The sequence below is a fragment of the Paraburkholderia sp. BL23I1N1 genome (assembly GCF_003610295.1).
GTDB lineage: Bacteria > Pseudomonadota > Gammaproteobacteria > Burkholderiales > Burkholderiaceae > Paraburkholderia.
On the sequence record NZ_RAPV01000001.1, the window covers coordinates 2,485,516 to 2,511,357 of the forward strand.

A 25,842-nucleotide genomic window follows, 5' to 3' on the forward strand; every position below is an offset into this window, starting at 1 on the left:
TTATTTTAAAGTCCCACGCGCCGCTTACGCGGCGGCCAGCCATGCGACGTAGCGCGACGCGTCCGCATCGATACGGTTCGCGTCGAACGGAAATTCGATACCGCGCGGCACATGGCGCGGCAGCGTGTCGAGCACCGCGGCGAACTGCGTGTCGTCGGCGGCCGGCGCGGCGGGAAAGCGTCGTGCGCCCTCGCCCACCGCCGTCTTGCAATGGATGTATTCGACGTGTGCGGCCAGCGGCCCGGCAGCATCCAGCGGCGCAACATCGCGCCATGCCCAGTTACCGATGTCGAAGGTCATGCCGAGGAGATCCGCGTGGTCTTCGCGCGCCAGCGCGTCGAACAGGCCGACGAATTGCGCGAGCGAGCCGCCTTCGGCCAGTTGCCCGTTTTCGACGACGAGCCGCACATTCGCGCCGCGCAGAAGGTCGGCAATCGCCGCGCCATGAGCCTCGCTAGCGAATCCACCGAGCTGCAGCTTCACGAAGCGCGCGCCGAACGCGGTCGCCTCGTCGAGCGCGAGACGCAGTGCGCCGGCGTCGAGGTGTCCGTCGGACGAGTAAAGCGAAGCGGGAGTGGAATACACCGACCACAAGCCCAGTTCGGCGATCGACTTGCCGAGCGCGCTCAACGCTCGCGGCGCGGCGTCGGCTTCGTGCGCGAACAGTTCGCGGCGCACTTCGAACGCCGCCGCGCCGGCCTGTTTGCTCGCGCCGGCCCACTTCAGATGACCGCCCTTGCGAACCGCGTCCATCCCGAATGCGCTTGCAACGATCACCACGTCCACTGCGTCAGTCATGTCGAATTTACTCAAATCTGTGCCGTATCAGCATTTGATCGGCATTTGGAACCGGTTCCAAACACGTTTCGAAAAAAAGCGCCGAGGCGCTTGCGATGCCGGAATAGTGCGCCGGGCCCGGCGTCATGCACCATAGTGGAAATCCCCAGGCCAGCTCGATCAGGTGCCATCGGCCAGGCAAAGCGCGAGGAACTGCTCGACCACCCGCGACGGCGCACTCGCATGCGGCACCAGAATCGACAGCCGCCGCGTCAGCGGCTCAGGGCCCAGCGAGAACAGGCACAGCACACCGTCCTCGTGCCGCATCGACATCGCCGAGACGAAACCGATGCCCATGCCCGCCCGCACCGCTTCCTTGACGCCTTCGACCCCGGCAATCTCCAGCGCCACGCGCATCGGCACGCCCGCCCGCGCAAAGGCCCGCTCGACAATCTGCCGCACGCCCGACCCCGCTTCGCGCAACACCAGCGGATGCGAGGCGAATGCCGTCAGGTCCACCCGCCCGCCATCGATGCCCGCCCCGTACCCGCCCTCCGTATCCGCGCCGGCCGCCTGCGCCAGCGGATGCGCGCGCGGCATGATCGCGACAATCTCGTCCTCGCGCCACGTATGCACGGCAGTGTCCGGCGGCAGATCCGCGCCGACCGGCCCTTCGATCAGCGCGATATCCACTGAGCCCAGCGCGCCGACGATTTCCGTGGTGTTGCCATCGGCGGTATGCAGCGTCACGTCGGGATGGCGGCGATGAAAGTCGGCGATCAGGTACGGCAGCAGATAGCTCGCCGGCGTGGTGCTCGCGCCGATGCGCAAGGTGCCCTGCTCGAGCCCGCGCAACGCGTCGCGATACGCATGCGCCTGCCGCCAGGTATCCCGCAGCCGGGTTGCATAACTGGCGAGTTGTTCGCCGGCGGGCGTGAGCCGCACGCCGCGCCCGTCGCGCAGGTACAGCGGCTCGCCGAATTCGTCCTGTAACTGCCGCAATTGGCCGGACACGGCCGGCTGCGATAAATGCAGCGCCACAGCCGCCCGGCTGATGTTGCGATGTTCGGCAACGGCGGCAAACGTTATAAGTTGGTCTGGGGTCATGATGGTCAAAGTATCCGCTCAACTGATACTTTACATTCTAAATCACGATTTTTCATATCGATATATCTAATTTAGGATTAGGGCTATCGAATCAAGACAGCCATAGGAAGGCACTACGCCATGTCCACACCACATCTCACCGCTTCTGCCACTTCCGCCGGATCATCGGCGTCATCCACCCGGGGCCAGCTGAACGGCATTCTCTTCGTTGCGCTCTTTGCCGCTGCCGTGACCCGCATCGCGTCGATCCCGGCCATCGCCGGCCTGGGTTTGAGCCCGCTGATCGTCGGCATCGTGGCGGGCGCCATTTACGGCAACGCGCTGCGCGACGGCATGCCCGAAAGCTGGGCGGCCGGCGTCAACTTCTCGGCGCGCAAGCTCCTGCGTATCGCCGTGGCGTTTTTCGGCTTGCGCGTCAGCCTGCAGGAAATCGCTCAGGTCGGCTTGCCCGGTCTCGCCGAATCGGTGCTGATCGTCGTGAGCACGCTGGTGATCGGCACGTGGGCCGGTATGAAGATCATGAAGCTCGACCGCGACACGGCCCTCCTCACGGCCGCGGGCAGCGCGATCTGCGGTGCGGCAGCCGTGCTCGCGTTCGAGTCGACGCTGCAATCGAAGCCGCACAAGAGCGCCATGGCCGTGGGCAGCGTGGTGCTGTTCGGCACGCTCTCGATGTTCCTCTACCCGGTACTGTTCAAGGCGGGCTGGCTGCATCTCGACACGGTGGGCGCAGGCCTGTTCTTCGGCGGCACGATTCACGAAGTGGCGCAGGTGGTCGGCGCGGCCAGCAACGTGAGCCCGGAAGCGACCCACATCGCGACCATCGTCAAGATGACCCGCGTGATGCTGCTGGTGCCGGTGCTGCTGGTGGTCGGCATGTGGGTGAACCGCTCGGCACGCAGCGCCGCCAAGGCCGAAGACGGCAAGCACCACGCGCCGCGCAAGCTGGCGATTCCCTGGTTCGCGCTCGGCTTCCTTGCCTTCGTCGTGATCAATTCGCTGCACGTCCTGCCGGAAAGCGCGACCAGCACGCTGAACATGCTCGACACCTTCGCGCTCACCATGGCCATGACCGCGCTCGGTATCGAAACCCGCATCGCGCAAATCCGTCAGGCCGGCCCCCGCGCCTTGACCACCGGTTTCATTCTGTATGTGTGGTTGATTTCCGGCGGACTGGGTATCACATGGGCCGTCCAGCACCTGCTCGGCTAAACCGCCCTCGCCTCCTGACCCACCCCGCCGCGTGCGGGGTTTTGTGCGTTCAGGAGAACCATCCGGCACGCACGCACGGCATACTGGTTGCTGACGTTATCTGTTCATGCAAACCCGTTCATGCAACCGGAATGAGGACCGATCGATGAGTCTGGAACTTTACTATTGGGACGGCCTGCAAGGCCGCGGCGAATTCGTGCGGCTGGCATTGGAAGAAGCCGGCGCGGACTACGTGGAAGTGGCGCGCGGCGAGCCATCGGAGGGCCTCGGCACGAACACGATGATGGCGCTGATGAAGAGCAGGAACGAGCCCCATCCGCCGTTCGCGCCGCCGTTTCTGAAAGACGGCGATCTGGTGATCGCGCAGACCGCCAACATCCTGTTCTACCTCGGCCCGAGGCTCAAGCTCGCGCCATCGGACGAAAGCCTGCGCTATGTCGCCAACGGGCTGCAACTGACCGTCGCCGACATGGTGACCGAAGCGCACGACACGCATCATCCGCTCGCCAGCGCGCTTTATTACGAAGACCAGAAAGACGCCGCCAAAGTGCGCGCGCATGACTTCATCGACAACCGCATTCCGAAGTTCATGACGTACTTCGAGCGCGTGCTGAAACAGAACCCTGCCGGCGACACGTTCATGGTGGGCGACGCGCTCACGTACGTCGACCTGTCGATGTTCCAGTTGATCGACGGTTTGCTGTACGCATTTCCGCGCGCGCTCAAGCGTTTCGGCGAACACTATCCGCGCCTCGCGGCATTGCACGACGCGGTGATCGAGCGGCCGAACATCGCCGCTTATCTCCAGTCCGACCGACGCATCGAGCATAACGAAGCCTGCATCTTCCGGCACTACCCGGAACTCGATAAGGCGGCGACTTGATCCACGCCGGCCGCCTTCGCGAACGCTGCGCATCGCGCCCGCTTCCTTTAGCGGGCGCGATGCTGTTACCGTACGCGCATTCCATTCACCCTTTACCCCCTCTCCTGCCGACGTGCTTTCATTCCTGCTGAAGCTGCGCACCCGCGCCCAAGACCTGTTCCGTCTGTCCGACGCCCACACGATGCTGGTCTGGTCGGTGGTGGTCGGCGTCGCGGGCGCCTTTGCGACGATTGCCTTTCGCGAAGGCATCGCCTTGCTGCAAGTGGCGGTGGTCGGCAAATCCGGCAGTTTCGTCGAAATGGCGCGCGGCCTGCCGTGGACGGTGCGCGTGTGGCTGCCCGCCGCGGGCGGCCTGATCGCCGGCTTCTTTCTGCTGGTCGCGCAGCGTCACGTCGACAAGTGCAATCACATCGACTACATGGAAGCAGTCGCCATCGGCGACGGCGTAGTGCCGGTCAAGCTGAGCTTCTGGCGCAGCGTGTCGTCGCTGTTCACGATTTCGAGCGGCGGCTCGATCGGCCGCGAAGGTCCGATGGTGCAACTGGCGGCGCTCGCCGCGTCGCTGATCGGCCGCTGGGTGCATTTCGATCCGCCGCGTCTGCGCCTGCTCGTAGCGTGCGGCGCGGCAGCCGGGATTACCTCCGCGTACAGCGCGCCGATTGCCGGCGCGTTTTTCGTCACCGAAATCGTGCTCGGCTCGATCGTGATGGAAAGCTTCGGGCCCGTGGTGGTCTCGGCGGTGGTCGCCAACATCACCATGCGCGAGTTCACGAGCTACAAGCCGCCGTACGAAATGCCGGTGTTTCCGCCAGTGGCGGGCGCGGAAGTCCTGTTGTTCGTCGCGCTTGGGCTGCTGTGCGGGGCGGCCGCGCCGCAGTTTCTGCGGCTGATGGACTTCTCGAAAACCAACTTTCGCAAGCTGCCCGTGCCGCTGCCGATCCGGCTGGCGCTGGGTGGTCTCGTCGTCGGCATTCTGTCGGTGTGGACGCCCGAGGTGTGGGGCAACGGCTACAGCGTGGTCAATTCCATTCTGCATTCGCCGTGGACGTGGACCGCGCTCGTCCTCGTGCTGGTGTTCAAGATCGTCGCAACGTCGGCGACCGTGGGGTCAGGCGCGATCGGCGGGGTCTTCACGCCGACGCTCTTCGTCGGCGCGGTGGTCGGCTCGCTGTTCGGTCTGGGCATGCACGCGTTGTGGCCGCACGGCACCTCGGCGCCGTTCGCCTATGCGATGGTCGGCATGGGCGCGTTTCTGGCCGGCGCCACGCAGGCGCCGCTGATGGCGATCCTGATGATCTTCGAAATGACGCTCAGCTATCAGGTGGTGCTGCCGCTGATGCTGTCGTGCGTAGTCGCGTATTTCGTCTCGCGCGCGATCGGCAAGACGTCGATGTACGACATCACGCTGCGCCGCAATGAGGAGGAACTGGAGCGCAGCCGTCTGCGCGCGACGCAGATGCGTGAGCTCATCCGTCCCGCCGAAACCGTCGTGGCGCCGAACGCGACCGTGCAGGACATGACGCGCGTGTTCCTCGAATATCCGGTGAAGTATCTGTACGTCGCCAACGAGTCCGGCGCGTTTCTCGGCGTGGTCGCGCTCAAGGACATCACCTCCGATCTGCTCGACAAGCGCGACACCTCCGCGAAAACCGCTGCGGATTATCTGCAGGCGCATTTCGACGTACTCACGCCGGATATGCCGCTCGGCGTTGCGTTGCAGCACTTCATGGCGTTTCAGGGCGAGCGGCTGCCGGTGGTCGAAAGCGCATCGGATCCGAAGCTTGCTGGAGTGGTCTACAAGACATCCTTGCTCGATGCGTATTTCCGCATGAATCCGACGCGCTAGGAGTCCGCGCGGCAGACAGAATTTGATCCGCCGGCGTTGACGCCGCATCGGGCGGCGTCAACGCCGATTGCGGTTTTGCTCGCCAGTGCGCGCAAAAATGGCTTACCCGGCGGCGAAATCCAGGCGAGGTTGCCCTCTTCTGGGCTTACGCAGGCGTCATTTTCGACATTCTGCGCAGGTTCAGCGCCGCGCAGACGAGTTTCCACTCGGCCTGGGCCTTGGCCAGCCCGCGCATGCTGAATTGTCGAAACCCGAGAACGCTTTTTACCCAGCCGTTCGGCGGTTCGGACAGCCATTTGCGCTTTCGATAGGCCGCCTGAGTTTGCGCAGAAGTAAACTTTTCTGCCATCGCGGCGCATAGCGGCCGCTTGGTGGCATCGATCTTCACGTCTTTCTTGCCCTCGCGTCCGAGCGCTACGATCAGGTCGGCGGGGTGCTCACGCAACTGCTCGAATGTTGCTTCCGACCGGTAGCCCGCATCGGCAAGGACTTGCCGGGGATCGGCGCCGGCATCGCGTAGCACCGCAGCCAGAACGGTTGGCAATTGCACGCTGTCGGCGGCACTGTTACCCAGTTCGGCCGCGACGATGATGTGAGCCGTATCGTCGACTGCAGCCTGGGCGTTGTAGGAATAGTCGAATCCGCCGCCGGCATGCTTCATGATCCGGCTTTCCGGGTCGGTGAAATTCTCCTGTGCGTCGGGCTTCGGTTCGCCGAATTTGTATTTGAAACGGGACTTCTTTTTCGGCTTGCTCGAGTCATCTGACGGTGCGTCGTCGCTACGACCACGTGCGATATCGGCCTGGCGCTGACGTTCTTCCAGGCGCGCGCGTGCGGCGCGAATCACTGCAAGCCGGTCCTCGCGCCGCGTGATCTCGGCTGGAATATCGAGTTCCGGCTCGTTCTTCTCCACCTCGTCGGCCACTTTCGCTTTTGCCAGCAGCGCATCGATCTGTTCCTTGAGCTCCAGCTCGGCCTTCTTCATCCGGTCGTAGCTCATCGCCTTGTGGCGCGACGCATTGGCCTTGATCTTCGTGCCGTCAACGGCAATCGTCCCGAGCCTGACCAGTCCACATTCCCTGGCCAGTTTCACCACCTGCACAAACAGGTCCGACAGCTCCTTCAGGTGAAAGGCGCGAAAGTCGCAAAGCGTCCGATGCGCCGGATAGTTGCCCGCCGCGAGGACCCGGAACGCGACATCTTCATGCAGCTTCCTGGCCAGCTTGCGCGACGAGAACACGCCGGTCGCATAGCCGTACACGAGCACCTTCACCATCATCGCCGGATGAAAGGGCTGGTTGCGCGGGCCGCCGCCGGCATACCGCGCATGAAAGGCGGACAGATCGAGCGAATCCACCGTATCGCTGATGTAGTAGGCAAGGTGCCCTTCGGGCAGCCAGTCTTGCAGTGCATGGGGCAGCAACATCTGCTGCTGCGGCTCGTAGGGGAGATAGCTGGTCGGCATCTTCTAACAACGTTTACCCCGCCTGATCGGATGACATCAGATCTCTGCCGCGCACACTCCTAGGTCCCGCGCGCCAGATCCCGCTCCGTGTAAAGCGCAGAAGATTCTCTACAATGGGGAGACCGCTGCAGCGATTGCGAGCAGCGCGCGTTACGCCAGGACGGGCGCGCCGAGACGCCCGCTTTTCGATCGGAGCGAAGATGAGTGAACCGTCCCTCGATGCCGTGCGCCGCGACCAGGCGGGCTGGATTTTCCTGCATATCGAAGGCGAGCCGTACGATCGCGGCGAGCAGCACGGCCAGTTGCTCGCCACCGAAATCCAGAACGCGATCCGCACCGCCCGCTACCTTGCGAAATGGGACACCGGCGAAGACTTCGATACCTTCGTCGACGCCGCGGTCTCCCAGTTCGCCAACAAACTCGACACCGAATTCGCCGACGAAATCCAGGGCATCGCCGACGGCGCGAAGCTGCCGTTCGCCGAAGTATTGGCCTGGAACGGCTACATGGATCTGCTGCAAAGCTGGTGGCCGAGCCACGCGGCGGCCCAGCGGCCGCAGCACGGCCTGAAACCGTGGCGCGGGCGCCGCGGCCATCACTGCAGCGCGTTCATCGCCACCGGCAATGCCACCCGGGACGGCCGCATCGTCATGGCGCATAACTCCTGGGACCGCTATGCCGCGGGCGATGCGTTCAACGTCGTATTCGACATCGTGCCGGACCGTGGCAATCGCATCCTGATGCAGGGCTTGCCGGGCTGCATCTCCAGTCTCACCGATTTCTGGGTCACCGAAGCCGGCCTGATGGTGACTGAAACCACCATCTCCAACTTTGCCGGCTACAACGCGGCGGGTGCGCCGGAGTTCTATCGCTCACGGCGCGCGTCGCAGTACGCCAACAACATCGGCGAATGGTGCGAGATGTTCGCGGTCGCCAATAACGGCGGGTATGCGAACAGCTGGCTGCTCGGCGACACCAAGACCGGCGAGATCGCGCGCTATGAACTCGGGCTGCACTATTCCGGTTTCGAGAGTACGAAAAACGGCTTCTATAGCGGTTACAACACCGCGACCGATCTGAAAATCCGCAACCAGGAATGCATCGGCGAAGGCGAAGACTATACGGATGTGCGCAAGAACGGCGCGCGCCGCTTGCGCTTCATGCAGCTCGAAGAAATGCATCACGGCAAGATCGACGTCGAACTCGCGAAAGAGATGATCGCCGACCATCACGACGTCTATCTCGACCGCAACGACAACCCGTGCTCGCGCACCATCTGCGGGCATCTGGAACTGGACGACGCGCGCTTCGGGGGCACCGATCACGGACCGTTCAATCCGTGGGGCGCCAACGACGGCAAGGTGGTCGACAGCGACATGGCGCGCAGCATGGCCTTCACCGCGCGCTGGGGGCACCCGTGCGGGCGGCCGTTCGACGCCCAGGCGTTCATGAAGCGCCATCCGCAGTGGAACTGGCTCAACGGCTATATGCGCGACCGGCCGTCGTGGCCTTGGACGCGGTTCGAGGTGCTGCGCTAGGCGGAGAACCCGCAAGCGTCTATTGCAGCGCACCATAAACGCTGCACGACCGTTCGCGACTGCGTTGCCTTTTTCCTGCCATCATGTGAAATCTACAATGAGGTTTTGTCTCTTTTGCGCGCGCGGCCGAACGGTTTGCCATCTAAGATGGTAGATACGCCCTGCGCGCATAGGGCAACGCCGCGTGTAGGTTGCGCCCTCCTTTCGACGCGGGGATGGCGCAGCGCTTGCTCAACTTGTCAGCGCCGCATGAGCTTAGGAGGTCGGGTGATGAAAACCTCGACACTGTTGACCATGGTGACACTGTCAGCCTCGTGTTTCGCCGCGCCGGTTCATACCGCGACGGAGAGCACGACCGCCAATAGCCTTGCCGAACGCGCCAACGCCGCACCCGTCGCTCCCGCAGCGCCGGACGTCGCCGCCACTGACAACACTCGTCCGCAACAATGGCAATACATTGCGCTGCCCAAGTCGCGGCATCTGGAGCGAAGCTTCACGGGCCAGAACGAACACTTGCAGACCTGAAAACAGCCCTTGGGAGCACTTGCATGAGCGCATCGACTATTCCCGGCGAATCGATTGATCTGCAGATCGCCGACGTGCTGCGCGAAGTCAGTTTCCCGACTTACAAAGACGCGCTAGTCGACGCCGCGCGCGAAGCCGGCGCGAGCAACGAAGTCCTGTCGATGCTCGACGGCTTGCCGGAACAGGATTACGCCGACGTCACGTCGATCACGCGCCTGATCGGCGGCAATTACGGGCCGGGTCTGGGCGCATGAGCGGCAAGCAGGTGTTGACGCTGAGTCCGCTTTCGTCCGATCCAAAGCCCGCTTCCGACTGGATTCATCGCTCGCCGCATTCGGGCGGCACGAGCGGCATCGAGCGAATCGAAGCCTTCTTCCATCGTGCAGGCTATGCCATGCACCGGCACGATACCTATGCGATAGGCCGCACCCTGGCTGGCGTGCAGAGCTTCCGCTACCGCGGCAGCATGCGTAGCAGCTTGCCGGGCGGCACGATGGTGCTGCATCCCGACGAGCCGCACGACGGCCAGGCCGGCACCCGCGACGGCTTTCGCTACCGGATGATCTATGTCGATCCGGCGCTGTTCCAGCAGGCGCTCGGCGGCAAGCCGTTGCCGTTCCTCGAAGGCGGCCTGTCGAACGACCCGCGTCTCTTTGCCGCGACCGAGAGGCTGCTGCGCACGATGGATCGCGCAATCGATTCGCTCGAACAGGACGATGCGCTCTACGATCTGGCCATCGCGCTCGACGCCGTGGTCGGTGCGGCGGCGACGACGCGACGGCCGGTGGATTACCTCGCGGCGGAACGGGCGCGCGAGTACATGCTGGGCTCGCTCGACAGTGCCGTCACACTCGACGAACTGGCGGCAGCCGCCGGACGCGACCGCTGGAGTTTGTCGCGGGATTTTCGTGCGCTGTTCGGCACCAGTCCGCATCGCTATCTGACCATGCGGCGTCTCGATCTCGTGCGGGAACTGGCCGTCAAGGGGATATCGCTCGCCGATGCGTCCGCGGCCGCCGGCTTCACTGATCAAAGTCACATGACGCGGCATTTCAAACGCGCGTGGGGTGTCGCGCCGGCACAGTGGCTGAAGATGCTGGGGCCCTCGGCAACGCGTACGCACGAGGCGACGAACGTCCCGACATAGCGCCGTCGCATTGCAGCCGCGCGCACAAACGTACAAGACCCGATAGCGCGTCACGCCCTACGCTCCAGCTTGAAAATGATCACTCAGGAGGAGCACCGCAATGTCCGATGTTCAAGCGATTCAACGTCCTTACCGCGCCATCAACTTCGCTGAAAAACTGCAGCTCATCAACGACCCATGGCAACCGCGCGTCGTCGCCGAAATGAACGACTACCAGTTCAAGCTGGTGCGCATCGAAGGCGATTTCGTCTGGCATGAACATGCCGAGACCGACGAAACCTTCATCGTGCTCGACGGGCAATTGCGCATCGACATGCGCGATGGATCCGTGCTTCTGTCAGCAGGAGAAATGTTCGTGGTGCCCAAAGGCACGGAGCACAAGCCGTACGCCGAACGCGAAGTCAAGCTATTGCTGATTGAACCGCGCGGCGTCAAGAACACCGGCGAAGAAAGCAACGAACGCACGGCGGCGAACGATGTGTGGATTTGAAGCGGGTCACGCTCGCGGCTCGCGTTCGTAATAAATATCCCACTCGCTTTCGGCCGCTTTGACGAAGCCATGCCGCTGGTAAAAACGATTCGAATCGCTGTCGCGCAGCGCACCCACTTTGAGCGGCAGCGATTTCGCATCGGCCTCGGCGAATAGTTCGGCCAGTACGGCCTGGCCGATCCCTTTGCCCTGCTGAGTCGGAACGATGTACAGATGATCCAGCAGCAGATGGTCGGCGTCGTGTCTCAACAGCACGAAGCCGGCACGCTCGCCGTCAATCAGAATGAAGCGGCAGAAACCGGGATCGAACGACGCAACAAAGCGTTCACGTGCGCGAACGGGATCAAAGCGGCCGATGCGTTCCAGACTCTCTCGCATGGCCGCGATACGGATTTCCACGAGCGTATCGACGTCGGCGTGTGTGGTGTTGGCGAAACTCAGGTTCATGTGCTTCGGCTCTCGGGACATTTTCTTGAGTTGGCGCGACGATGCCGCCCTCGGGACCCAAGAAGATAACCCAGATGTGAAAGCCGGTGCCGAACGCCGTGAACGCTTGCGGGCGCGCCGTTTCAGGTGCAGGCGCGCCTGGATCCCGTCAAATTGGCGAAGGCACCGCGACGTGTCCGCCCGAAGCCTTGCGCAACGGCCGCGCCCGCTCGACCGGCAGCGCCGACACCGGCAGGTCGTCCGCATAGACCGGTGATCCGACAAGCGGCGCCCCGGCGGCCGCCGACCACCCAGCCGAACGCGCCAGCATCATGGCTCGCGGATCGCGTGATTGTGCTTCGATCTGCTGGAAGTGCGCGACGAGGTGATCGATAAACGTGCGCACCTTTGCCGGCAAATGCAGGCGGCTCGGATAGGCAATCGTGATCTCGATTTTCGGCAGGTGGTAATCGCCCAGCAAGGGCACGAGTCGCCCGGAGGCCAGATCCCGGCCGATCAGATAGCTCGGCAGAATCGCCACGCCCATGCCCAACAAGGCAAACTGCCGCAGCATCTCGGTGTTGTTCGCCGCAATCGCGTTGGTGGGCCTTACCCGCACTTCGCCGTTAGGTCCGGTGAATACCTTCTCGTCGCCGCCCTGCTCGGCAGGCCGGCTCAGACACGGATGCGTCAGCAGATCTTCAGGACGGGTCGGTGTGCCGTGCTGCTCAAGATAGGCGGGCGTCGCGCAGACCGTCATATAACCGGTGGTCAGACGCCGCGTGACGATGCTCGCGCTGCGCATCTGCCGCGCCACCATGATCCCAACGTCGAACCCCTCTTCCACCAGATCGACGTGGCGATCCGCGAGCGTGACGTCGGGCATCACGTCCGGATAATGCTCGGCGTATGACTGCACCACCGGCGCAAGGCTGTGCAGCCCGAACACCACTGGCGCGACGACCCGCAAGGTTCCAACCGGTTCCTGATTGCGCGCCACGACCATCTGCTCGACGCCTTCCAGGTCGTCGAGAATGTGGCGTACGCGTTCCAGATAGGTCGCACCGGCTTCGGTCAGCGAGAGACGACGCGTCGTGCGATTGAGCAGCCGCACACCGAGACGCGCTTCCAGATCCGCGACGTGACGCGTGACGACCGCAGTGGAAAGATCCAGCGCGCCCGCCGCGCCAACGAAACTGCCCAGGTCAGCCACCTTGACGAAAACGCGCATCGACTGCAATTGATTCATGGGACGACTCCTGCCTCGGTGAAGCCGGGCCGGCGCAACGCTGCCGCCTGTGTCGACCCGAACGACAAGGTGCGCACGGGTTTGCCCAACGATTCGATTGTATCGACCCGACCTGTCCCAACCCTGACCCGAACATGACAATCCGGTCAGGTTTCTGAGGCGCTCGCGACACGATTGCGAGGCGTTTTGCGGACGAACTGTGGATATTTGGTAGGTATAAACCCTTAGATGCTGGTAACATAGCGCCCGAAAGGAACCTATTGCTATGCCACATCGTTTTCAGCTTTTCGAAAAAATCGCGTTTTCACTGGTTTGCTGGTCTGCCGCGGCCTGTTCGGCCTTCATCGCTTACGAGCGGTGCCCGGACATCAAGGTCGTGCTGCACGCCGGTGAGGAAGTCCTGCGCTACAGCGGGCAGTACGCGTTCGTCTGCGCCACGCCGGTTGCGGACGCCTGCGCGCAGTTGCCGGCGAGCTGATTCGCCGGCATTCGCCCTACGCGTCGCGCCCGAACACCACGCGCGCGAAAAAGCCCGTCAGCACCTTTTCAGCCACTTCCCCCGTCACGTTCTGTGGATCGACCGTGTAGAAGAACTGCACGCCGTCGCACAATCCCATCAAGCCCATCGCCAACGTCTCCGCCGGCAACGGTAGCGGCGTGCCGACCAGCGCCGAAAACTCGCGGATGTAGGCGCTCAACTGTTCGAGCTTCTCGTGCAGGAACGCGTTGAAGCGTATCCGGAAGCGGCCGTCGCGCACGGCGAGCAGCTTCGCCTCCACCCACAGCAGGAAGCACTTGTTCTCGCGATGCAGGCTGCCGTAATAACGCAGCACGCGTTCTTCCATCTCTTCGCGCGAGGCCGCGCTTTCGAAGATGGCCTGCAGCCCCGCCTGCATCGTCTCGTGGTCGCGCCGCAGTAGTTCGAGAAACAGCTCGTTCTTGCTGCGGAAGTTCGAGTAGAACGCGCCGCGTGTATAACCCGCCGCCCCGGCAATGTCTTCGACACTCGCCGCGACAAAGCCTTTCTTCATAAAAATTGCTTGCGCAGCGTCGAGCAGACGCAGACGTGTCTGATCTTTGCTCTGCTCGCGTGTAAGTCGTTGCCGTTTCATGGGCGCAAGTCTAGCACCGAAAAGAATTTAAATTCACATCAACATTCAGATACAGGTGTGTATTAGAATTCACACATCCATTCGAAGTCAGACACGTATGCAAAATGCATGTTTCGGCCCACGCGTCTTCGTTGGCGAGCCACTGCGGCTTGCCGTGCTCGTTCGGTGTCTCCAGTTGGGGTAATTGTGAAGCGTCCCGGTCCTCCCGCATCGTCTGCGATGCGCCAGCAGTTCCATCCGCATGCCCGTCCCGCGCGCTTGCGCCGCGCAGCATTCGCCCTCGCTCTCACCGGTATCGTCGCGCTCGCCGCGTGCTCGAAGAAAGAACCGGTTGCGCCCGCGCCGCGCCCGGTAGTCGCCGTTGCCGTGCATTCCGACGGCAGCGCATTGGCCGCGGCATCGTTGCCGGGCGAAGTGCAGGCGCGCTATTCCACACCGCTGTCGTTTCGCGTCGGCGGCAAGATCATTGAACGGCGTGTGCGGTTAGGCGACGTGGTGAAGAATGGGCAGATCGTCGCCCGGCTCGATCCGGCGGACGCGCAAAAGAATGCCGCCAGCGCGCAGGCTCAGCTGGAAGCCGCGCAGCACGGTTTCGTGTATGCGAAGCAGCAACTCGATCGCGATCAGGCACAGGCGAAAGAAAACCTGATCGCGCCCGCGCAGCTCGAACAGACCACCAACGCCTACGCGTCAGCCGCGGCGCAGCGCGATCAGGCCGCGCAACAGGCGGCGTTGTCGAAAGATCAGTTGCAGTACACCACGCTGGTTGCCGATCACGCCGGTGTGATTACCGCCGAACAGGCCGATACCGGCCAGAACGTGTCCGCCGGCCAGGCCGTCTACAACCTCGCATGGACCGGCGATGTCGACGTGGTCTGCGACGTGTCGGAAAGCGCGCTAGCCGCGCTCTCGATCGGACAGACCGCGAAGGTCACGCTGGCCGCGCTGCCGGGCCGCAGCTTTACCGCGCGCGTGCGCGAACTGTCGCCCGCCGCCGATCCGCAAAGCCGCACGTACCGCGCCAAGCTCACGCTGGACAATCCCGGCCCGGACGTGCGTCTTGGCATGACTGCCGACATCGCGCTGTCCGCAGCTTCGCCCTCGAACCCAGGTGGCAAGTCCGCTGACAGCTCATCAGCCAACCCAGCCACGAGCGAGAACAGTTCCTTCACGGTACCTGCCACCGCCCTGTTCCACGACGGCACACAGCCGGCTGTGTGGATCGTGCGTCCTGCGGATAACGCGTCGGGCGTCGGTACGCTAGAACTGCGCCGCGTGACGGTCACCCGCTATAACGAGCGCACCATCGTGATCGGCCAGGGGCTCAAGAACGGTGACCGCGTCGTGCTGCAAGGCGTGCATACCGTGACCGCCGGTGAAAAAGTCCACGTGATCCCACCGCTGCATCCCGAGGACTTCGCTTCATGAGCACTACCCATGAAGAAGGACGCTTCAACCTGTCCGCATGGGCGCTGCGCCATCAGGCGCTGGTCGTCTTCCTGATCGCGCTCGCAACCGCGTTCGGCATTCTCGCCTATACCCGTCTCGCCCAATCCGAAGACCCGCCCTTCACGTTCCGCGTCATGGTGATCCGCACCTTCTGGCCCGGCGCGACCGCGCGCCAGGTCCAGGAACAGGTCACCGACCGCATTGGCCGCAAACTGCAGGAAACGCCCGCCATCGATTTCGTGCGCAGTTACTCGCGCCCCGGCGAATCGCTGATGTTCTTCTCGATGAAAGACTCGGCGCCCGTCAAGGACGTGCCTGAAACCTGGTATCAGGTGCGCAAGAAAGTAGGAGATATCGCGGCGACCTTGCCGCCAGGCATTCAAGGCCCATTCTTCAACGACGAATTCGGCGACGTTTACACCAACATCTACACGCTCGAGGGCGACGGCTTTTCCGCCGCGCAGTTGCACGACTATGCGGACCAGTTGCGCACGGTGCTGCTGCGGGTGCCGGGCGTCGGCAAGGTCGATTATTTCGGCGATCCAGATCAGCACATCTACATCGAGATCACCAACACGCAACTCACGCGCCTTGGTATCTCGCCGCAGCAACTGGGCCAGGCCATCAATTCGCAGAACAGCGTCTCGCCGGCGGGCACGCTGACTACCACCGACGACCGTGTGTTCGTGCGCCCCACCGGCCAGTTCAAGGACGTCAACGCGCTCGCCGACACGCTGATCCGCATCAACAACCGCTCGTTCCGTCTCGGTGACATCGCGACCATCAAGCGCGGTTACGACGATCCGGTCGTCACGCAAATGCGCTCGGGCGGCAAGACGGTCCTCGGCATCGGCATCACGATGCAGCCGGGCGGGGATGTGATTCGTCTGGGTAAAGCGCTCGATCAGGAGATGGTCAAGCTGCGGGGCTACCTGCCCGCGGGCTTGCAGCTCGTCGAAGTGTCGAGCATGCCGAACGCGGTCGCGCGTTCTGTCGACGATTTTCTCGAAGCCGTCGCCGAGGCGATTGCGATTGTGCTGGTGGTCAGCCTGCTGTCGTTGGGTGTCCGCACCGGCATGGTGGTCGTGATCTCGATACCCGTGGTGCTCGCCGTCACGGCGCTGTGCATGTATCTGTTCGACATCGGGCTGCACAAAGTGTCGCTGGGCACGCTGGTGCTTGCGTTGGGGCTTTTGGTGGACGACGCGATCATCGCGGTCGAAATGATGTCGGTGAAACTGGAGCAAGGCTGGAGCCGCACGCGCGCCGCGGCCTTCGCGTACACCAGCACCGCTTTTCCGATGCTGACCGGAACGCTCGTGACCGTGTCCGGCTTCCTGCCGATCGCGTTGGCGAAGTCGAGCACCGGCGAATACACGCGCTCGATCTTCGAAGTGTCGGCGATCGCGCTGATCGCCTCGTGGTTCGCGGCCGTGGTGCTGATTCCGCTGCTCGGCTATCACATGCTGCCGGAGCGCAAACGTCAGGCGCACGAAGCGGACGACCACGAACACGACATCTACGACACCCGCTTCTACAAGCGGTTGCGTGGCTGGATCAGCTGGTGCATCGAGCGGCGTTTTGTTGTGCTGGCCATCACCGTCGGGCTGTTCATTCTGGCCATGGCAGGCTTCACGCTGGTGCCGCAGCAATTCTTCCCGAGCTCGGACCGTCCCGAGTTGCTGGTGGACGTGCGCTTGCCCGAAGGCGCTTCGTACGACGCAACGTTACGCCAGGCAGAGCGGTTGGAAAAAGTGCTGGTGGGCCGCCCGGAAATCGATCATACGGTGGACTTCGTCGGCACCGGTGCGCCGCGTTTCTATCTCCCGCTCGATCAGCAACTGCCGCAACCGAATTTTGCGCAGTTCGTGATCACGGCGAAATCCGTGAAAGATCGCGAGAAGCTCGCGCAGTGGCTCGAACCGGAATTGCGCAATAACTTTCCGGCGATCCGCACACGCTTGTCGCGCCTCGAGAACGGACCACCAGTGGGCTATCCCGTGCAGTTCCGTGTGAGCGGCGACGACATCGCCACCGTGCGTTCGATCGCCGAGCGTGTCGCTGCGACCCTGCGTGCCGACCACGGCACCCGCAACGTCCAGTTCGACTGGGACGAGCCTGCCGAGCGCTCGGTGCACTTCGAAGTCGATCAGAAAAAAGCACGCGAACTCGGCGTGACCTCCGAAGACGTTTCGAGTTTCCTCGCCATGACGCTCTCCGGCTACACCGTCACGCAGTATCGCGAGCGCGACAAGCTCATCAGCGTCGATCTGCGCGCACCCAAGGCGGAACGCGTCGACCCTTCGAAACTCCTCACACTGGCGATGCCGACGCCGAACGGCCCCGTGCCGCTCGGCACGCTCGGCCATCTGCGCAACGACCTCGAATACGGCGTGATCTGGGAACGCGACCGGCAGCCCACTATCACCGTGCAGTCCGACGTCGCGCCGGGCGCGCAAGGGATCGACGTCACGCATGCCGTCGATAAAGCCTTGAGCCAGATTCGCGCCACGCTGCCGGTGGGCTACCGGATCGAAATCGGCGGCTCGGTGGAGGAAAGCGGCAAGGGGCAAACATCGATCAACGCGCAGATGCCGATCATGATCATCGCCGTGCTGACGCTCCTGATGATCCAGTTGCAGAGTTTCGCGCGCGTGCTGATGGTGGTGCTGACCGCGCCGCTCGGTCTGATCGGTGTGGTGCTGACGCTGCTGCTGTTCGGCCAGCCGTTTGGCTTTGTCGCGATGCTCGGGGTGATCGCCATGTTCGGCATCATCATGCGCAACTCGGTGATTCTCGTCGATCAGATCGAGCAGGACATTGCTGCGGGGCATAAGCGCTTCGACGCGATTGTCGGCGCGACGGTGCGGCGGTTCCGGCCGATCACGCTAACCGCGGCGGCCGCCGTGCTCGCGCTGATTCCGCTGTTGCGCTCGAACTTTTTCGGCCCGATGGCAACCGCGCTGATGGGTGGCATTACGAGCGCGACCATTCTCACGCTGTTCTATCTGCCGGCCCTGTACGCAATGTCGTTCAGAGTACGCGACGACGAGCGCGAGCCACCGCCGCCGTCCGGCACGACGCATTCGGGGAACTGAGATCATGGCTACCTTTGCATTCCCTCAACACCTGCGTCTCACGCTGCTTAGCGGCGCCGCACTGGCCCTCGCCGCCTGCTCGTTCGGCCCGAACGGCGAGCCGCCCGCGATGCCGCAACCGGCTCACTACGGCGCCGAAGTGCAGCCGACGCAAACCGTGCCCGCACAGGGCGTCACCCAGCAATTCGTGGTTGGCGCAAAGCCCGTGCCCGAATGGTGGAAGCTATATCAATCGGAAGGGTTGAACGCGCTGGTCGACGAAGGCTTGCGCAACAGCCCGACGCTTGCCGCGACCGACAAGAGCCTCGCCGCGGCGCGCGAGCAACTGCGCGCACAGATCGGCAGTTCGCTGCTGCCGACCATTGACGCGGGCGGCCAGGCCACCCGCAATCGCGCGCTGGCGATCCCTGAGGCCGGTCCGAATACGTTCCTGTACAACATCTTCGTCGGTCAATTGCAGGCGCACTACACGCTCGACCTGTTCGGCGCTTCGCGTCTCGCCGATGCCGCGCTTGCGGCCCGCGTGAATGTGCAGGCCTACCAGTTCGACGCCGCGCGCCGCGCGCTGGCCGCCAACATCGTAACGGCGGCGATCACGAGTGCGGCGTTGCGAGCACAGATCGACACGACCGAGCGCCTCGTGACGCTTGCCAACGATCAGGCGCGCGACACACAACGGCGCTACGCCTTGGGCGCCGTCTCGCACGCCGACCAGTTGAGCGCGCAACAAAGCGCGGCGAGTCTGTCGGCGAGTTTGCCGGGTTTGAAGCAGCAATGGCTGACGACGCGCCATGCTCTGGCGGTGCTGCTTGGCCGCACGCCCGATGCGGCGCCGGACGACCTCGATCTTGCGCAACTGCACGTACCTGAGCAGGTGCCTGTCGTGGTGCCATCCGAGCTGCTGCGCACCCGACCCGACATTCAGGCCGCGGACGCGGCCCTGAAGGCCGCCGCGGCCGATGTCGGCGTCGCGACCGCGCAGATGTTCCCGAGTCTTTCGCTGAGTGCATCGATGGGACAAGGCGGCTTTAGCTGGCCGGTGGCGCTATCCGGCGCGGGGGCGATCTGGAGCATTGGCGCCTCGCTGTCACAACCGCTGTTTCACGGCGGCGCCCTGTTCGCACAGCGCCGCGCCGCGGTCGACACCTATGACGCTACAGTTTCGCAATACAAGCAGACCGTGCTGACCGCGTTCCAGAACGTTGCCGATACGCTTGCAGCGTTGCAGCACGACACGCAGGCGCTTGACGCGGCGAGCGTTGCCGCGCGCTCGGCGCAGGGAATTTTCGACGAGACATCGGGACGGTACCGGCTGGGTGCCTTACCGATTGCGTCGACGCGGTCGAGCGAACAGCAGTTCCGCAACGCGCAGCTTGACGAGATCCGTTACACGAGCGCGCGGCTGACGGACACCGCGGCCTTATTCCAGGCGATGGGAAATCCGCCGGTGGAGCCAGGCCCCTCCGCAACGGCATCGGCAACGGCGGTTCCTGCGTCGGGCGTGGGGGTATCTAACTAAACCTGGGATTCCGTACTGACGTTAGCGGACTTATCCCCAGTTTATGTTGATGAGGCTGTTGAAAACATTCTGACAAGCGCGCTAACGTCTTGAGCGCACGGGGTTTTCTGACTGAGGTGCGGAATGAACCAGAGGGCGCCGAATACCCTTTTTATTCGCAGACGAGGCCGTTGGGAGGCCTCAACATGTCACAACGTTATCCCCAGTTTATGTTGACAGGGTTGTTGATAACTCTGGGGCTACGCGCTTAAGTGCTTGATACGGATCGGTTTGTTTCGTACGGTGCGGCCGGATGCAGGGCTGATCGACAACGCGGCTCGCGGGGCCGGCCAAATTTCGAGCAGACGCCTTATCCACAGATTTTGTGGAGAGGCTTGTTGATAACACCTGGACATCCGACGTAAGTCGTTGAACGCGCAACGAAATCAGACATAGACATTTCAGGCGCCGGCCACACGCCCAGTGGTTCGAGGTACCGCCTCGGCGCGCGCAGCGCCGCCGGAGGTATGACGGCCTTGTCACTCACGCCGAATGTGCGAGAACCCAGATTCCAGATGCACCACTACCGTGGCTGCGCGGGGACCCGCTTAAGAATTAGCGGTGTGGGCCGCTTTCTTTGCTTATCTTTCTTTTGAGGGGCGGCGGCAAAGAAAGTAAGTGCCGCCCCGCACAGGGGCAACGCTAATAGACCACTAACAAAGCAAGGAAAGGCCAACACCATAAAAACACAGACGCCCAAGCGCCACGCGCAAAAAACCCGATCAATAAACCCCAGCCTCCCCCACAGGCCGATTCTTAAACCGCTTATGGACCCAATAATATTGATCAGGAATCCGTCGCACTTGCGTCTCAAGAAACTCGGTAATGCGCCGAGCATCCACAGCAACATCATCCGAAGGAAAATCGCTTAGCGCATCAAAAATAGTCAGCTTATAACCCCGATAGTCGGGCAAAACCTCAGTCACAAACGGCACAACCCGCGCATTCCCAGCCTTCGCCATCCGCGAAACAGAAGTCAAGGTACAAGCCGGCACCCCAAAAAACGGCACAAACACCGAATCCCGCAGCCCAAAATCCATATCGGCGGCCAGCATCACCGGCGTGCCATCACGCAAGGCACGCAAAGCCTTCCGCACACTATCGCTACGCGGAATCATTTCCGTGCCGAAGCGCGCACGCTGCCGCTTGGCCATCGAATCGAGCAACAGGTTCGACATCGGCGTATAGAGCGACGCAACCGGGTGCCGCGTCGAATACATCATGCAACCCGCCTCGATACCGACAAAATGGAAGCCGACAAAAATCGTCGGCTTGCCTTCCATATCGTCGAGATCAATCGCACTTTCCACTTCGACGAGACGCGCCAGCGACTGCGCGTTGCCGAACCATTGCGGGCCGCGCTCGACATAACTGCGGATCACATGACAGAAATGCGCGCGCGCGAGACGTTCACGCTCCTCGTCGCTCATGTCGGGAAAACAGAGCCTCAGATTGGTATGCACGACACGCCGGCGCGAGCTCGGCATGCGGTATAGCAGCGCACCGATGCCGGTGCCGATACGCGCGACAACGCCGTACGGCAGGAAGGCAAATGCACGCAGCAGACCTGTCATCAGACAGATGAGAATTCGACTTTTCACGCGGTAAAGACCCGGTTGATGCTGGATGACAAACACGCCGGCCGCGGCAACCTGAGTGTTGCCCACGAGCGAAGTGGCACGCGCGCGTCAAACGGGTCTCACGCGGCGCGACTTTTGGCGATGGGCGCCTCGCTCACGGCCAGACGCTGCGGTGCGGAAGGCTGAAACCTCTTAGGAATCGAACGTCCGTATAGGACCCGTACGAAAGCACCGCAGGTGTGATTAAAACACACCGCAAAGGGTGGGCACAAAAACTGCCGGCCGGGCTTACCCGAATAGCGCCACCCAACCGGCGCCAGGCAGCGATTTCCCTGCCTTTTCAAAAGCTTGCGTGTGCGGCCGAGGCAAGCCGCACACGCTCGCCTTATATCAAGGCTTGTTCGACTCGAACAGATCCAGGATCTGCTTCTTTTCATTCGACGAGACGCTCGGCGGCGGCACCGCCGGCGGCGTCATACCCGCCGGCCCCACACCGCCCACCGCGTCGCTCGCACCGGCAGTCGGATTCGACGAATCGAGACCGATGCTGGCCACGAAACCGTTGCCCGGCGTCATGTCCGTGTAGAACAATTCGCCGTCGATCGCGGTCACGCCGTCCGGCTGCGCGGGCTCGCTTTGCGGCACGCCACGCAGCGCGCGCTGCATGTACTCGACCCAGATCGGCAACGCGAGCTGCGCGCCGAACTCGCGGCTGCCGAGGCTCTTCGGCTGGTCGTAACCCATCCACGCCACCGCCACCAGCGATTGTTGATAGCCGGCGAACCAGCCGTCCTTCGCGTCGTTGGTCGTACCCGTCTTGCCCTGCAAGTCCGAACGATGCAGCACATTGGTGCCCGCGCCCGTGCCGGCCGTGGCCACCGAATGCAGCAGGCTGTTCATGATGTACGCGTTACGCGGTTCGAGCGTGCGCGGCGCGTCCCGGCCCGCCGTCAACGGTTGCGCTTTCGAGAGCGGCTGGCCGCGCGCATCCGTCACCTCGTTGATCAGATACGGATTGATGCGGTAGCCCCCGTTCGCGAACACCGAGTAGGCGCCCGCCGATTGCAGCGGCGTGACGAGACCGGCGCCGAGCGCCATCGGCAGATACGGCGGGGTCTTGTCGGCGTCGAAACCGAAACGCTGCGTGACAAAATCCTGCGCGTACTTGGTGCCGATGAACGACAGGATGCGGATCGACACCAGGTTCTTCGACTTCTGCAACGCAAGGCGCATCGGCATCGGACCGTCCGGCTGGTCGTCGTCCTTCGGCTCCCAGGCGTCGCCGCCCGGCGTGCTCGGCGGGAAGTACAGCGGCGCGTCGTTGATGATCGTGGCCGGTCCGAGCCCCTTGTCGAGCGCCGCCGAATAGATGAACGGCTTGAAGCTCGAACCCGGCTGGCGCCACGCCTGCGTAATGTGATTAAACTTGTTCTTGTTGAAGTCGAAGCCGCCCACCAGCGCGCGAATCGCGCCGTCCTGCGGGGTGAGCGACACCAGTGCGCCCTCCACTTGCGGAAGCTGGGTGATCTGCCAGTTGCCGTTCTCGTCGGCAACGAGGCGAACAATCGAGCCCGGCTTGATCTTCGTGGCGGCCGCCGCGCGCGCGGAAAGCGCACCGGCTGCGAAGCGCAGGCCGTCGCCGCTGATCGTCACTTCGGTGCCGTCGACCAGTTGCGCCTTCACCTGCTTCGGATTCGCGTCCGTCACCACGGCGGCGATGATTTCGCCGTTGTCGGGGTGATCGGTGAGCGCGTCGTCGATGGTCTGATCGCGGTCGTCGCCCGGTGCGGGCAGTTGCACGAAGCCCTCCGGTCCGCGATAGCCGTGGCGCCGCTCGTAGTCCATCACGCCCTTGCGCACCGCGCGATAGGCGGCTTCCTGGTCGGCGGAATCGATCGTGGTGGTCACGTTCAGGCCGCGCGTATAGGTTTCGTCCTTGTACTGCGCGTACATCATCTGGCGAACCATTTCGGCGATGTACTCGGCATGCACGCTGTATTCGTTGCCCGCGTTCTTGGTGTGGATCTCTTCCTTGACGGCCTGGTCGTACTGATCCTGGCTGATGTATTTCAGTTCGAGCATGCGCTTCAGAATGTATTCCTGACGGATCTTCGCGCGCTTCGGATTGACCACCGGGTTATACGCGGACGGCGCCTTCGGCAAGCCCGCCAGCATCGCGGCTTCGGCAAGCGTAATGTCTTTCAGATCCTTGCCGAAATACACGCGCGCGGCCGCGGCAAAACCGTACGAGCGCTCGCCCAGATAAATCTGGTTCATGTAGACCTCAAGGATCTGATCCTTGGTCATCGCGCGCTCGATCTTGTACGCGAGCATCATTTCGTAAATCTTGCGCGTGTAGGTCTTCTCGCTCGAGAGGAAGAAGTTACGCGCCACCTGCATCGTGATCGTGCTCGCCCCCTGCGAGGCACCGCCGTGCGTAATGTCGGAAATACCCGCGCGCAAAATGCCGACGAAGTCGACGCCGCCATGCTCGTAGAAGCGATAGTCTTCGATCGCGAGCACGGCCTTCTTCATCTGATCCGGAATGTCCTGGAAGCGCACGATGCTGCGCCGCTCTTCGCCGAACTCGCCGATCAACACGTGATCCGCGGTGTACACCCGCAACGGCACCTTCGGGCGATAGTCGGTCAGCGCGTCGAGCGACGGCAGTTGCGGCCCCATCACCACGAGCGCGTAACCGACAATCAGCGCGCCCACCACGGCGATCGTCGCCAGCAGACTGACAAACCAGATGGTGATGCTCGCGCCGATCGAACGGCGGCCGGGCTCAGCGTCGCGCGAAGCAGCGTTGCGTCCTGGAGTGCGGTGGTAGGAGTCCCGGTCTTCACCAGCCGGAGAATTTGAAGAATGCGGTCGTTTGATGATTGGCATGACTGGAATAGTGGGCGCGTCACAGCAAGCGGGCTGCATGAGGCGCAAAACACCGCGCGGCCCTTACGCCCCCGGGCGGCCGCACGGCACGCCCAGAGCATCGTCCGGCGCAACGTAACAGCGCATTTTAAAGAAATCAAGCGCCGTCCAAGACAGTTTTTTTGTAAGAATTCCCTTCGTGTGGTGTCGCGACAGTAGATCGCGGCAGTCAGACAAGCGCCCGGCGCCGCCTGCCCGGGTTATCCCCAGAAAATGTTGAAAGGCCTGTGGACAAGCCCGCCGGAAACGTTACAACTCGTTGATGTCACGGGATTTTCATGTCGCGCCCGTTCCGCATCGGTGCAACTCGTCATATGATGGACTCGGCGCGCGAGTCGTCATCGACGCGCGCGACGGCGTACGCAAAATACACGCCTTGAACCGCCAATGCCAACAAGTATGCGAGCCGACCATGAACAAGCCCAGCGAACGCATCGTCGTATTTGTCACGACCGCGCAGAAACGCGCGATCGCCGCCATCGCCGAAGACCTGGGGATTAGCGTCAGCGAACTGATGCGGCGCGCGGTGTTGAGCTTCGGCGCGACCAGCGAGCAGGTGAAAGCGGCCAGCATCGTCGACCGGTTGCGCGCGCCGCGTGCGCCGGACGCGCTCGACGCGGCGCTGCAGCGTGTCGCGCGCGGTACGCGCCACGCACGCGCGGCGCTCCCGCCGGCCTTGCAAACCCACGGTGACAACGAAGCCGCTGCACCGGCGCAAAGCGCGACCGCATCGCAGGCGGAAGAATTGTTGGGCACGCCCGCGGGTGCAAGCCCAGGGCCGCTGTTGCCGGCCGGGGTTATGGCCGCGCTCACCGCCACCGCCGAGGAAATCGAAGCCGCCGCGGCCGCCGAAGCCGTGGCGCGCGTCGCCGCTGCCAAAGCGGTGACCATTGCGGACTCGGCGCAGAAACCAGGCGACGTGGAAACGCCATTGCGCAATGTGCTCAAGCGCCCGCGCCTCGATGCCGCGCGGGACGAAGACGATCCGCAAAGCGATCCGAGCACGGAAGGTGGCCGCTTCGCCTAAAACGGAGGTTGAGCGGCGAGACGGCCTGGCCCACGGCGCATCGATGCGTATCAGTGCGCGGCTGCTCAAACGCCAGCAAGCCGCCCTCACGCCGCGCCTGTTCACATGCGCGACACCCGTCACGTGGACACTCGCCCTGCGGACAGCCGCCGTATGGATGCCCGCCGCACGGATGCCCGCCGCACACAAATTCGGCGATTATGTCATCGCGCCCTTTAAGGCGGTTTTAAGAGAATGCGTGGTGTAATATCCGCGAACGGCTGATTGATACACCGCGCGTTTTAACCACCAAGGCAGTTTGCAATTCAGTTTCAAAACCGTAAATTTTCGGCGCCGCTATTGCAATTGGCGAGTGCGCCCCTAACTCCGGTCCGAACGTTGCGCAGCTTCTCGCGCAGCGGCGTAAAGTAGCATTGGAAAGC

The 25,842-nt window shown here is 63.0% G+C and carries 21 protein-coding genes and 1 pseudogene; 14 read left to right on the forward strand and 8 right to left on the reverse strand.

Annotated elements, in window-relative coordinates:
* Positions 1 to 24: 24 nt before the first annotated feature.
* Together B0G76_RS11705 and B0G76_RS11710 are read right to left on the reverse strand one after the other, a co-directional pair.
* On the reverse strand, positions 25 to 798 hold the full coding sequence (locus tag B0G76_RS11705) for a sugar phosphate isomerase/epimerase (protein ID WP_120292260.1): 774 nt from the start codon (positions 796 to 798) through the stop codon (positions 25 to 27).
* A gap of 159 nt (positions 799 to 957) precedes the next feature.
* Positions 958 to 1,884 carry a LysR family transcriptional regulator gene (locus tag B0G76_RS11710; RefSeq protein WP_120292262.1) on the reverse strand — a complete coding sequence of 309 codons (927 nt, stop codon included), beginning with the start codon at positions 1,882 to 1,884 and terminating at the stop codon, positions 958 to 960.
* A 120-nt stretch (positions 1,885 to 2,004) separates the two neighbouring features.
* On the opposite strand from B0G76_RS11710, the gene B0G76_RS11715 reads away from it, so the two are divergent.
* The 3 genes from B0G76_RS11715 (at position 2,005) to B0G76_RS11725 (ending at position 5,825) form a co-directional block, all read left to right on the forward strand.
* A complete protein-coding gene (locus tag B0G76_RS11715) occupies positions 2,005 to 3,096 on the forward strand; it encodes a YeiH family protein (protein WP_120292264.1) in 1,092 nt (363 codons plus the stop codon).
* 145 nt (positions 3,097 to 3,241) lie between these two features.
* Positions 3,242 to 3,979, forward strand: a complete 738-nt coding sequence (locus B0G76_RS11720; protein WP_120292266.1) for a glutathione S-transferase — start codon at positions 3,242 to 3,244, stop codon at positions 3,977 to 3,979.
* Positions 3,980 to 4,091: 112 nt separating this feature from the next.
* On the forward strand, positions 4,092 to 5,825 hold the full coding sequence (locus tag B0G76_RS11725; protein ID WP_120292268.1) for a ClcB-like voltage-gated chloride channel protein: 1,734 nt from the start codon (positions 4,092 to 4,094) through the stop codon (positions 5,823 to 5,825).
* A 145-nt stretch (positions 5,826 to 5,970) separates the two neighbouring features.
* Here B0G76_RS11725 and B0G76_RS11730 read toward each other — a convergent pair whose 3' ends face one another.
* A complete protein-coding gene (locus B0G76_RS11730; protein ID WP_120291248.1) occupies positions 5,971 to 7,290 on the reverse strand; it encodes an IS1182 family transposase in 1,320 nt (439 codons plus the stop codon).
* A gap of 200 nt (positions 7,291 to 7,490) precedes the next feature.
* On the opposite strand from B0G76_RS11730, the gene B0G76_RS11735 reads away from it, so the two are divergent.
* From B0G76_RS11735 to B0G76_RS11755, 5 genes are all read left to right on the forward strand, one after another.
* On the forward strand, positions 7,491 to 8,828 hold the full coding sequence (locus B0G76_RS11735) for a C45 family peptidase (protein ID WP_120292270.1): 1,338 nt from the start codon (positions 7,491 to 7,493) through the stop codon (positions 8,826 to 8,828).
* A gap of 270 nt (positions 8,829 to 9,098) precedes the next feature.
* Positions 9,099 to 9,353 (forward strand): hypothetical protein, encoded by a 255-nt coding sequence (locus B0G76_RS11740; RefSeq protein ID WP_120292272.1) that lies wholly within the window; start codon positions 9,099 to 9,101, stop codon positions 9,351 to 9,353.
* Between the two features lie 23 nt (positions 9,354 to 9,376).
* Positions 9,377 to 9,607, forward strand: a complete 231-nt coding sequence (locus B0G76_RS11745) for a DUF2795 domain-containing protein (protein ID WP_120292274.1) — start codon at positions 9,377 to 9,379, stop codon at positions 9,605 to 9,607.
* Positions 9,604 to 10,500 (forward strand): AraC family transcriptional regulator, encoded by an 897-nt coding sequence (locus tag B0G76_RS11750; RefSeq protein ID WP_120292276.1) that lies wholly within the window; start codon positions 9,604 to 9,606, stop codon positions 10,498 to 10,500. Before B0G76_RS11745 ends, B0G76_RS11750 begins: the two co-directional genes overlap by 4 nt.
* Before the next feature lie 100 nt (positions 10,501 to 10,600).
* Positions 10,601 to 10,990 carry a cupin domain-containing protein gene (locus B0G76_RS11755; RefSeq protein ID WP_120292278.1) on the forward strand — a complete coding sequence of 130 codons (390 nt, stop codon included), beginning with the start codon at positions 10,601 to 10,603 and terminating at the stop codon, positions 10,988 to 10,990.
* A 6-nt stretch (positions 10,991 to 10,996) separates the two neighbouring features.
* Here the strand turns inward: B0G76_RS11755 and B0G76_RS11760 are convergent, their stop codons facing one another.
* A complete protein-coding gene (locus tag B0G76_RS11760) occupies positions 10,997 to 11,437 on the reverse strand; it encodes a GNAT family N-acetyltransferase (RefSeq protein ID WP_120292280.1) in 441 nt (146 codons plus the stop codon).
* A gap of 268 nt (positions 11,438 to 11,705) precedes the next feature.
* Positions 11,706 to 12,665 (reverse strand): annotated as a pseudogene (locus B0G76_RS11765) (LysR family transcriptional regulator); the annotation flags it as partial.
* 265 nt (positions 12,666 to 12,930) lie between these two features.
* On the opposite strand from B0G76_RS11765, the gene B0G76_RS11770 reads away from it, so the two are divergent.
* The gene (locus B0G76_RS11770) at positions 12,931 to 13,143 is read left to right on the forward strand and encodes a hypothetical protein (protein ID WP_120292284.1); all 213 of its coding nucleotides are present in this window, start codon (positions 12,931 to 12,933) and stop codon (positions 13,141 to 13,143) included.
* A 16-nt stretch (positions 13,144 to 13,159) separates the two neighbouring features.
* Here the strand turns inward: B0G76_RS11770 and B0G76_RS11775 are convergent, their stop codons facing one another.
* The gene (locus tag B0G76_RS11775; RefSeq protein ID WP_120292286.1) at positions 13,160 to 13,777 is read right to left on the reverse strand and encodes a TetR/AcrR family transcriptional regulator; all 618 of its coding nucleotides are present in this window, start codon (positions 13,775 to 13,777) and stop codon (positions 13,160 to 13,162) included.
* Positions 13,778 to 13,996: 219 nt separating this feature from the next.
* On the opposite strand from B0G76_RS11775, the gene B0G76_RS11780 reads away from it, so the two are divergent.
* Genes B0G76_RS11780 through B0G76_RS11790 form a run of 3 tightly spaced genes read left to right on the forward strand, consistent with a single transcriptional unit; the run spans position 13,997 to position 19,843 of the window.
* Positions 13,997 to 15,205, forward strand: coding sequence for an efflux RND transporter periplasmic adaptor subunit (locus B0G76_RS11780; protein ID WP_120292288.1), 1,209 nt, complete (start codon positions 13,997 to 13,999; stop codon positions 15,203 to 15,205).
* Positions 15,202 to 18,324, forward strand: coding sequence for an efflux RND transporter permease subunit (locus B0G76_RS11785; RefSeq protein WP_120292290.1), 3,123 nt, complete (start codon positions 15,202 to 15,204; stop codon positions 18,322 to 18,324). The genes B0G76_RS11780 and B0G76_RS11785 overlap by 4 nt, the downstream gene beginning before the upstream one ends.
* Positions 18,325 to 18,328: 4 nt before the next feature.
* On the forward strand, positions 18,329 to 19,843 hold the full coding sequence (locus B0G76_RS11790; RefSeq protein WP_120292292.1) for an efflux transporter outer membrane subunit: 1,515 nt from the start codon (positions 18,329 to 18,331) through the stop codon (positions 19,841 to 19,843).
* A 761-nt stretch (positions 19,844 to 20,604) separates the two neighbouring features.
* Here B0G76_RS11790 and B0G76_RS11795 read toward each other — a convergent pair.
* A complete protein-coding gene (locus B0G76_RS11795) occupies positions 20,605 to 21,456 on the reverse strand; it encodes a lipid A biosynthesis lauroyl acyltransferase (protein WP_259460820.1) in 852 nt (283 codons plus the stop codon).
* A 396-nt stretch (positions 21,457 to 21,852) separates the two neighbouring features.
* The gene (locus B0G76_RS11800) at positions 21,853 to 24,354 is read right to left on the reverse strand and encodes a penicillin-binding protein 1A (protein ID WP_120292294.1); all 2,502 of its coding nucleotides are present in this window, start codon (positions 24,352 to 24,354) and stop codon (positions 21,853 to 21,855) included.
* A 451-nt stretch (positions 24,355 to 24,805) separates the two neighbouring features.
* Between B0G76_RS11800 and B0G76_RS11805 the strand changes: the two genes are divergently transcribed.
* Together B0G76_RS11805 and B0G76_RS11810 are read left to right on the forward strand one after the other, a co-directional pair.
* Positions 24,806 to 25,420 carry a hypothetical protein gene (locus tag B0G76_RS11805; protein ID WP_120292296.1) on the forward strand — a complete coding sequence of 205 codons (615 nt, stop codon included), beginning with the start codon at positions 24,806 to 24,808 and terminating at the stop codon, positions 25,418 to 25,420.
* Between the two features lie 43 nt (positions 25,421 to 25,463).
* Positions 25,464 to 25,667: a hypothetical protein gene (locus B0G76_RS11810; protein WP_120292298.1), complete on the forward strand. Its 204-nt coding sequence runs from the start codon at positions 25,464 to 25,466 to the stop codon at positions 25,665 to 25,667.
* The last annotated feature ends 175 nt before the right edge of the window (positions 25,668 to 25,842 follow it).

Excerpts from the sequence above, each read along its gene's own strand:
- B0G76_RS11705 (WP_120292260.1), bottom strand. The coding sequence starts at position 798 with ATGACTGACGCAGTGGACGTGGTGATCGTTGCAAGCGCATTCGGGATG.
- B0G76_RS11710 (WP_120292262.1), bottom strand. The coding sequence starts at position 1,884 with ATGACCCCAGACCAACTTATAACGTTTGCCGCCGTTGCCGAACATCGC.
- B0G76_RS11715 (WP_120292264.1), top strand. The coding sequence starts at position 2,005 with ATGTCCACACCACATCTCACCGCTTCTGCCACTTCCGCCGGATCATCG.
- B0G76_RS11720 (WP_120292266.1), top strand. The coding sequence starts at position 3,242 with ATGAGTCTGGAACTTTACTATTGGGACGGCCTGCAAGGCCGCGGCGAA.
- B0G76_RS11730 (WP_120291248.1), bottom strand. The coding sequence starts at position 7,290 with ATGCCGACCAGCTATCTCCCCTACGAGCCGCAGCAGCAGATGTTGCTG.
- B0G76_RS11735 (WP_120292270.1), top strand. The coding sequence starts at position 7,491 with ATGAGTGAACCGTCCCTCGATGCCGTGCGCCGCGACCAGGCGGGCTGG.
- B0G76_RS11740 (WP_120292272.1), top strand. The coding sequence starts at position 9,099 with ATGAAAACCTCGACACTGTTGACCATGGTGACACTGTCAGCCTCGTGT.
- B0G76_RS11745 (WP_120292274.1), top strand. The coding sequence starts at position 9,377 with ATGAGCGCATCGACTATTCCCGGCGAATCGATTGATCTGCAGATCGCC.
- B0G76_RS11750 (WP_120292276.1), top strand. The coding sequence starts at position 9,604 with ATGAGCGGCAAGCAGGTGTTGACGCTGAGTCCGCTTTCGTCCGATCCA.
- B0G76_RS11755 (WP_120292278.1), top strand. The coding sequence starts at position 10,601 with ATGTCCGATGTTCAAGCGATTCAACGTCCTTACCGCGCCATCAACTTC.
- B0G76_RS11760 (WP_120292280.1), bottom strand. The coding sequence starts at position 11,437 with ATGAACCTGAGTTTCGCCAACACCACACACGCCGACGTCGATACGCTC.
- B0G76_RS11770 (WP_120292284.1), top strand. The coding sequence starts at position 12,931 with ATGCCACATCGTTTTCAGCTTTTCGAAAAAATCGCGTTTTCACTGGTT.
- B0G76_RS11775 (WP_120292286.1), bottom strand. The coding sequence starts at position 13,777 with ATGAAACGGCAACGACTTACACGCGAGCAGAGCAAAGATCAGACACGT.
- B0G76_RS11780 (WP_120292288.1), top strand. The coding sequence starts at position 13,997 with ATGCGCCAGCAGTTCCATCCGCATGCCCGTCCCGCGCGCTTGCGCCGC.
- B0G76_RS11785 (WP_120292290.1), top strand. The coding sequence starts at position 15,202 with ATGAGCACTACCCATGAAGAAGGACGCTTCAACCTGTCCGCATGGGCG.
- B0G76_RS11790 (WP_120292292.1), top strand. The coding sequence starts at position 18,329 with ATGGCTACCTTTGCATTCCCTCAACACCTGCGTCTCACGCTGCTTAGC.
- B0G76_RS11795 (WP_259460820.1), bottom strand. The coding sequence starts at position 21,456 with ATGACAGGTCTGCTGCGTGCATTTGCCTTCCTGCCGTACGGCGTTGTC.
- B0G76_RS11800 (WP_120292294.1), bottom strand. The coding sequence starts at position 24,354 with ATGCCAATCATCAAACGACCGCATTCTTCAAATTCTCCGGCTGGTGAA.
- B0G76_RS11805 (WP_120292296.1), top strand. The coding sequence starts at position 24,806 with ATGAACAAGCCCAGCGAACGCATCGTCGTATTTGTCACGACCGCGCAG.
- B0G76_RS11810 (WP_120292298.1), top strand. The coding sequence starts at position 25,464 with ATGCGTATCAGTGCGCGGCTGCTCAAACGCCAGCAAGCCGCCCTCACG.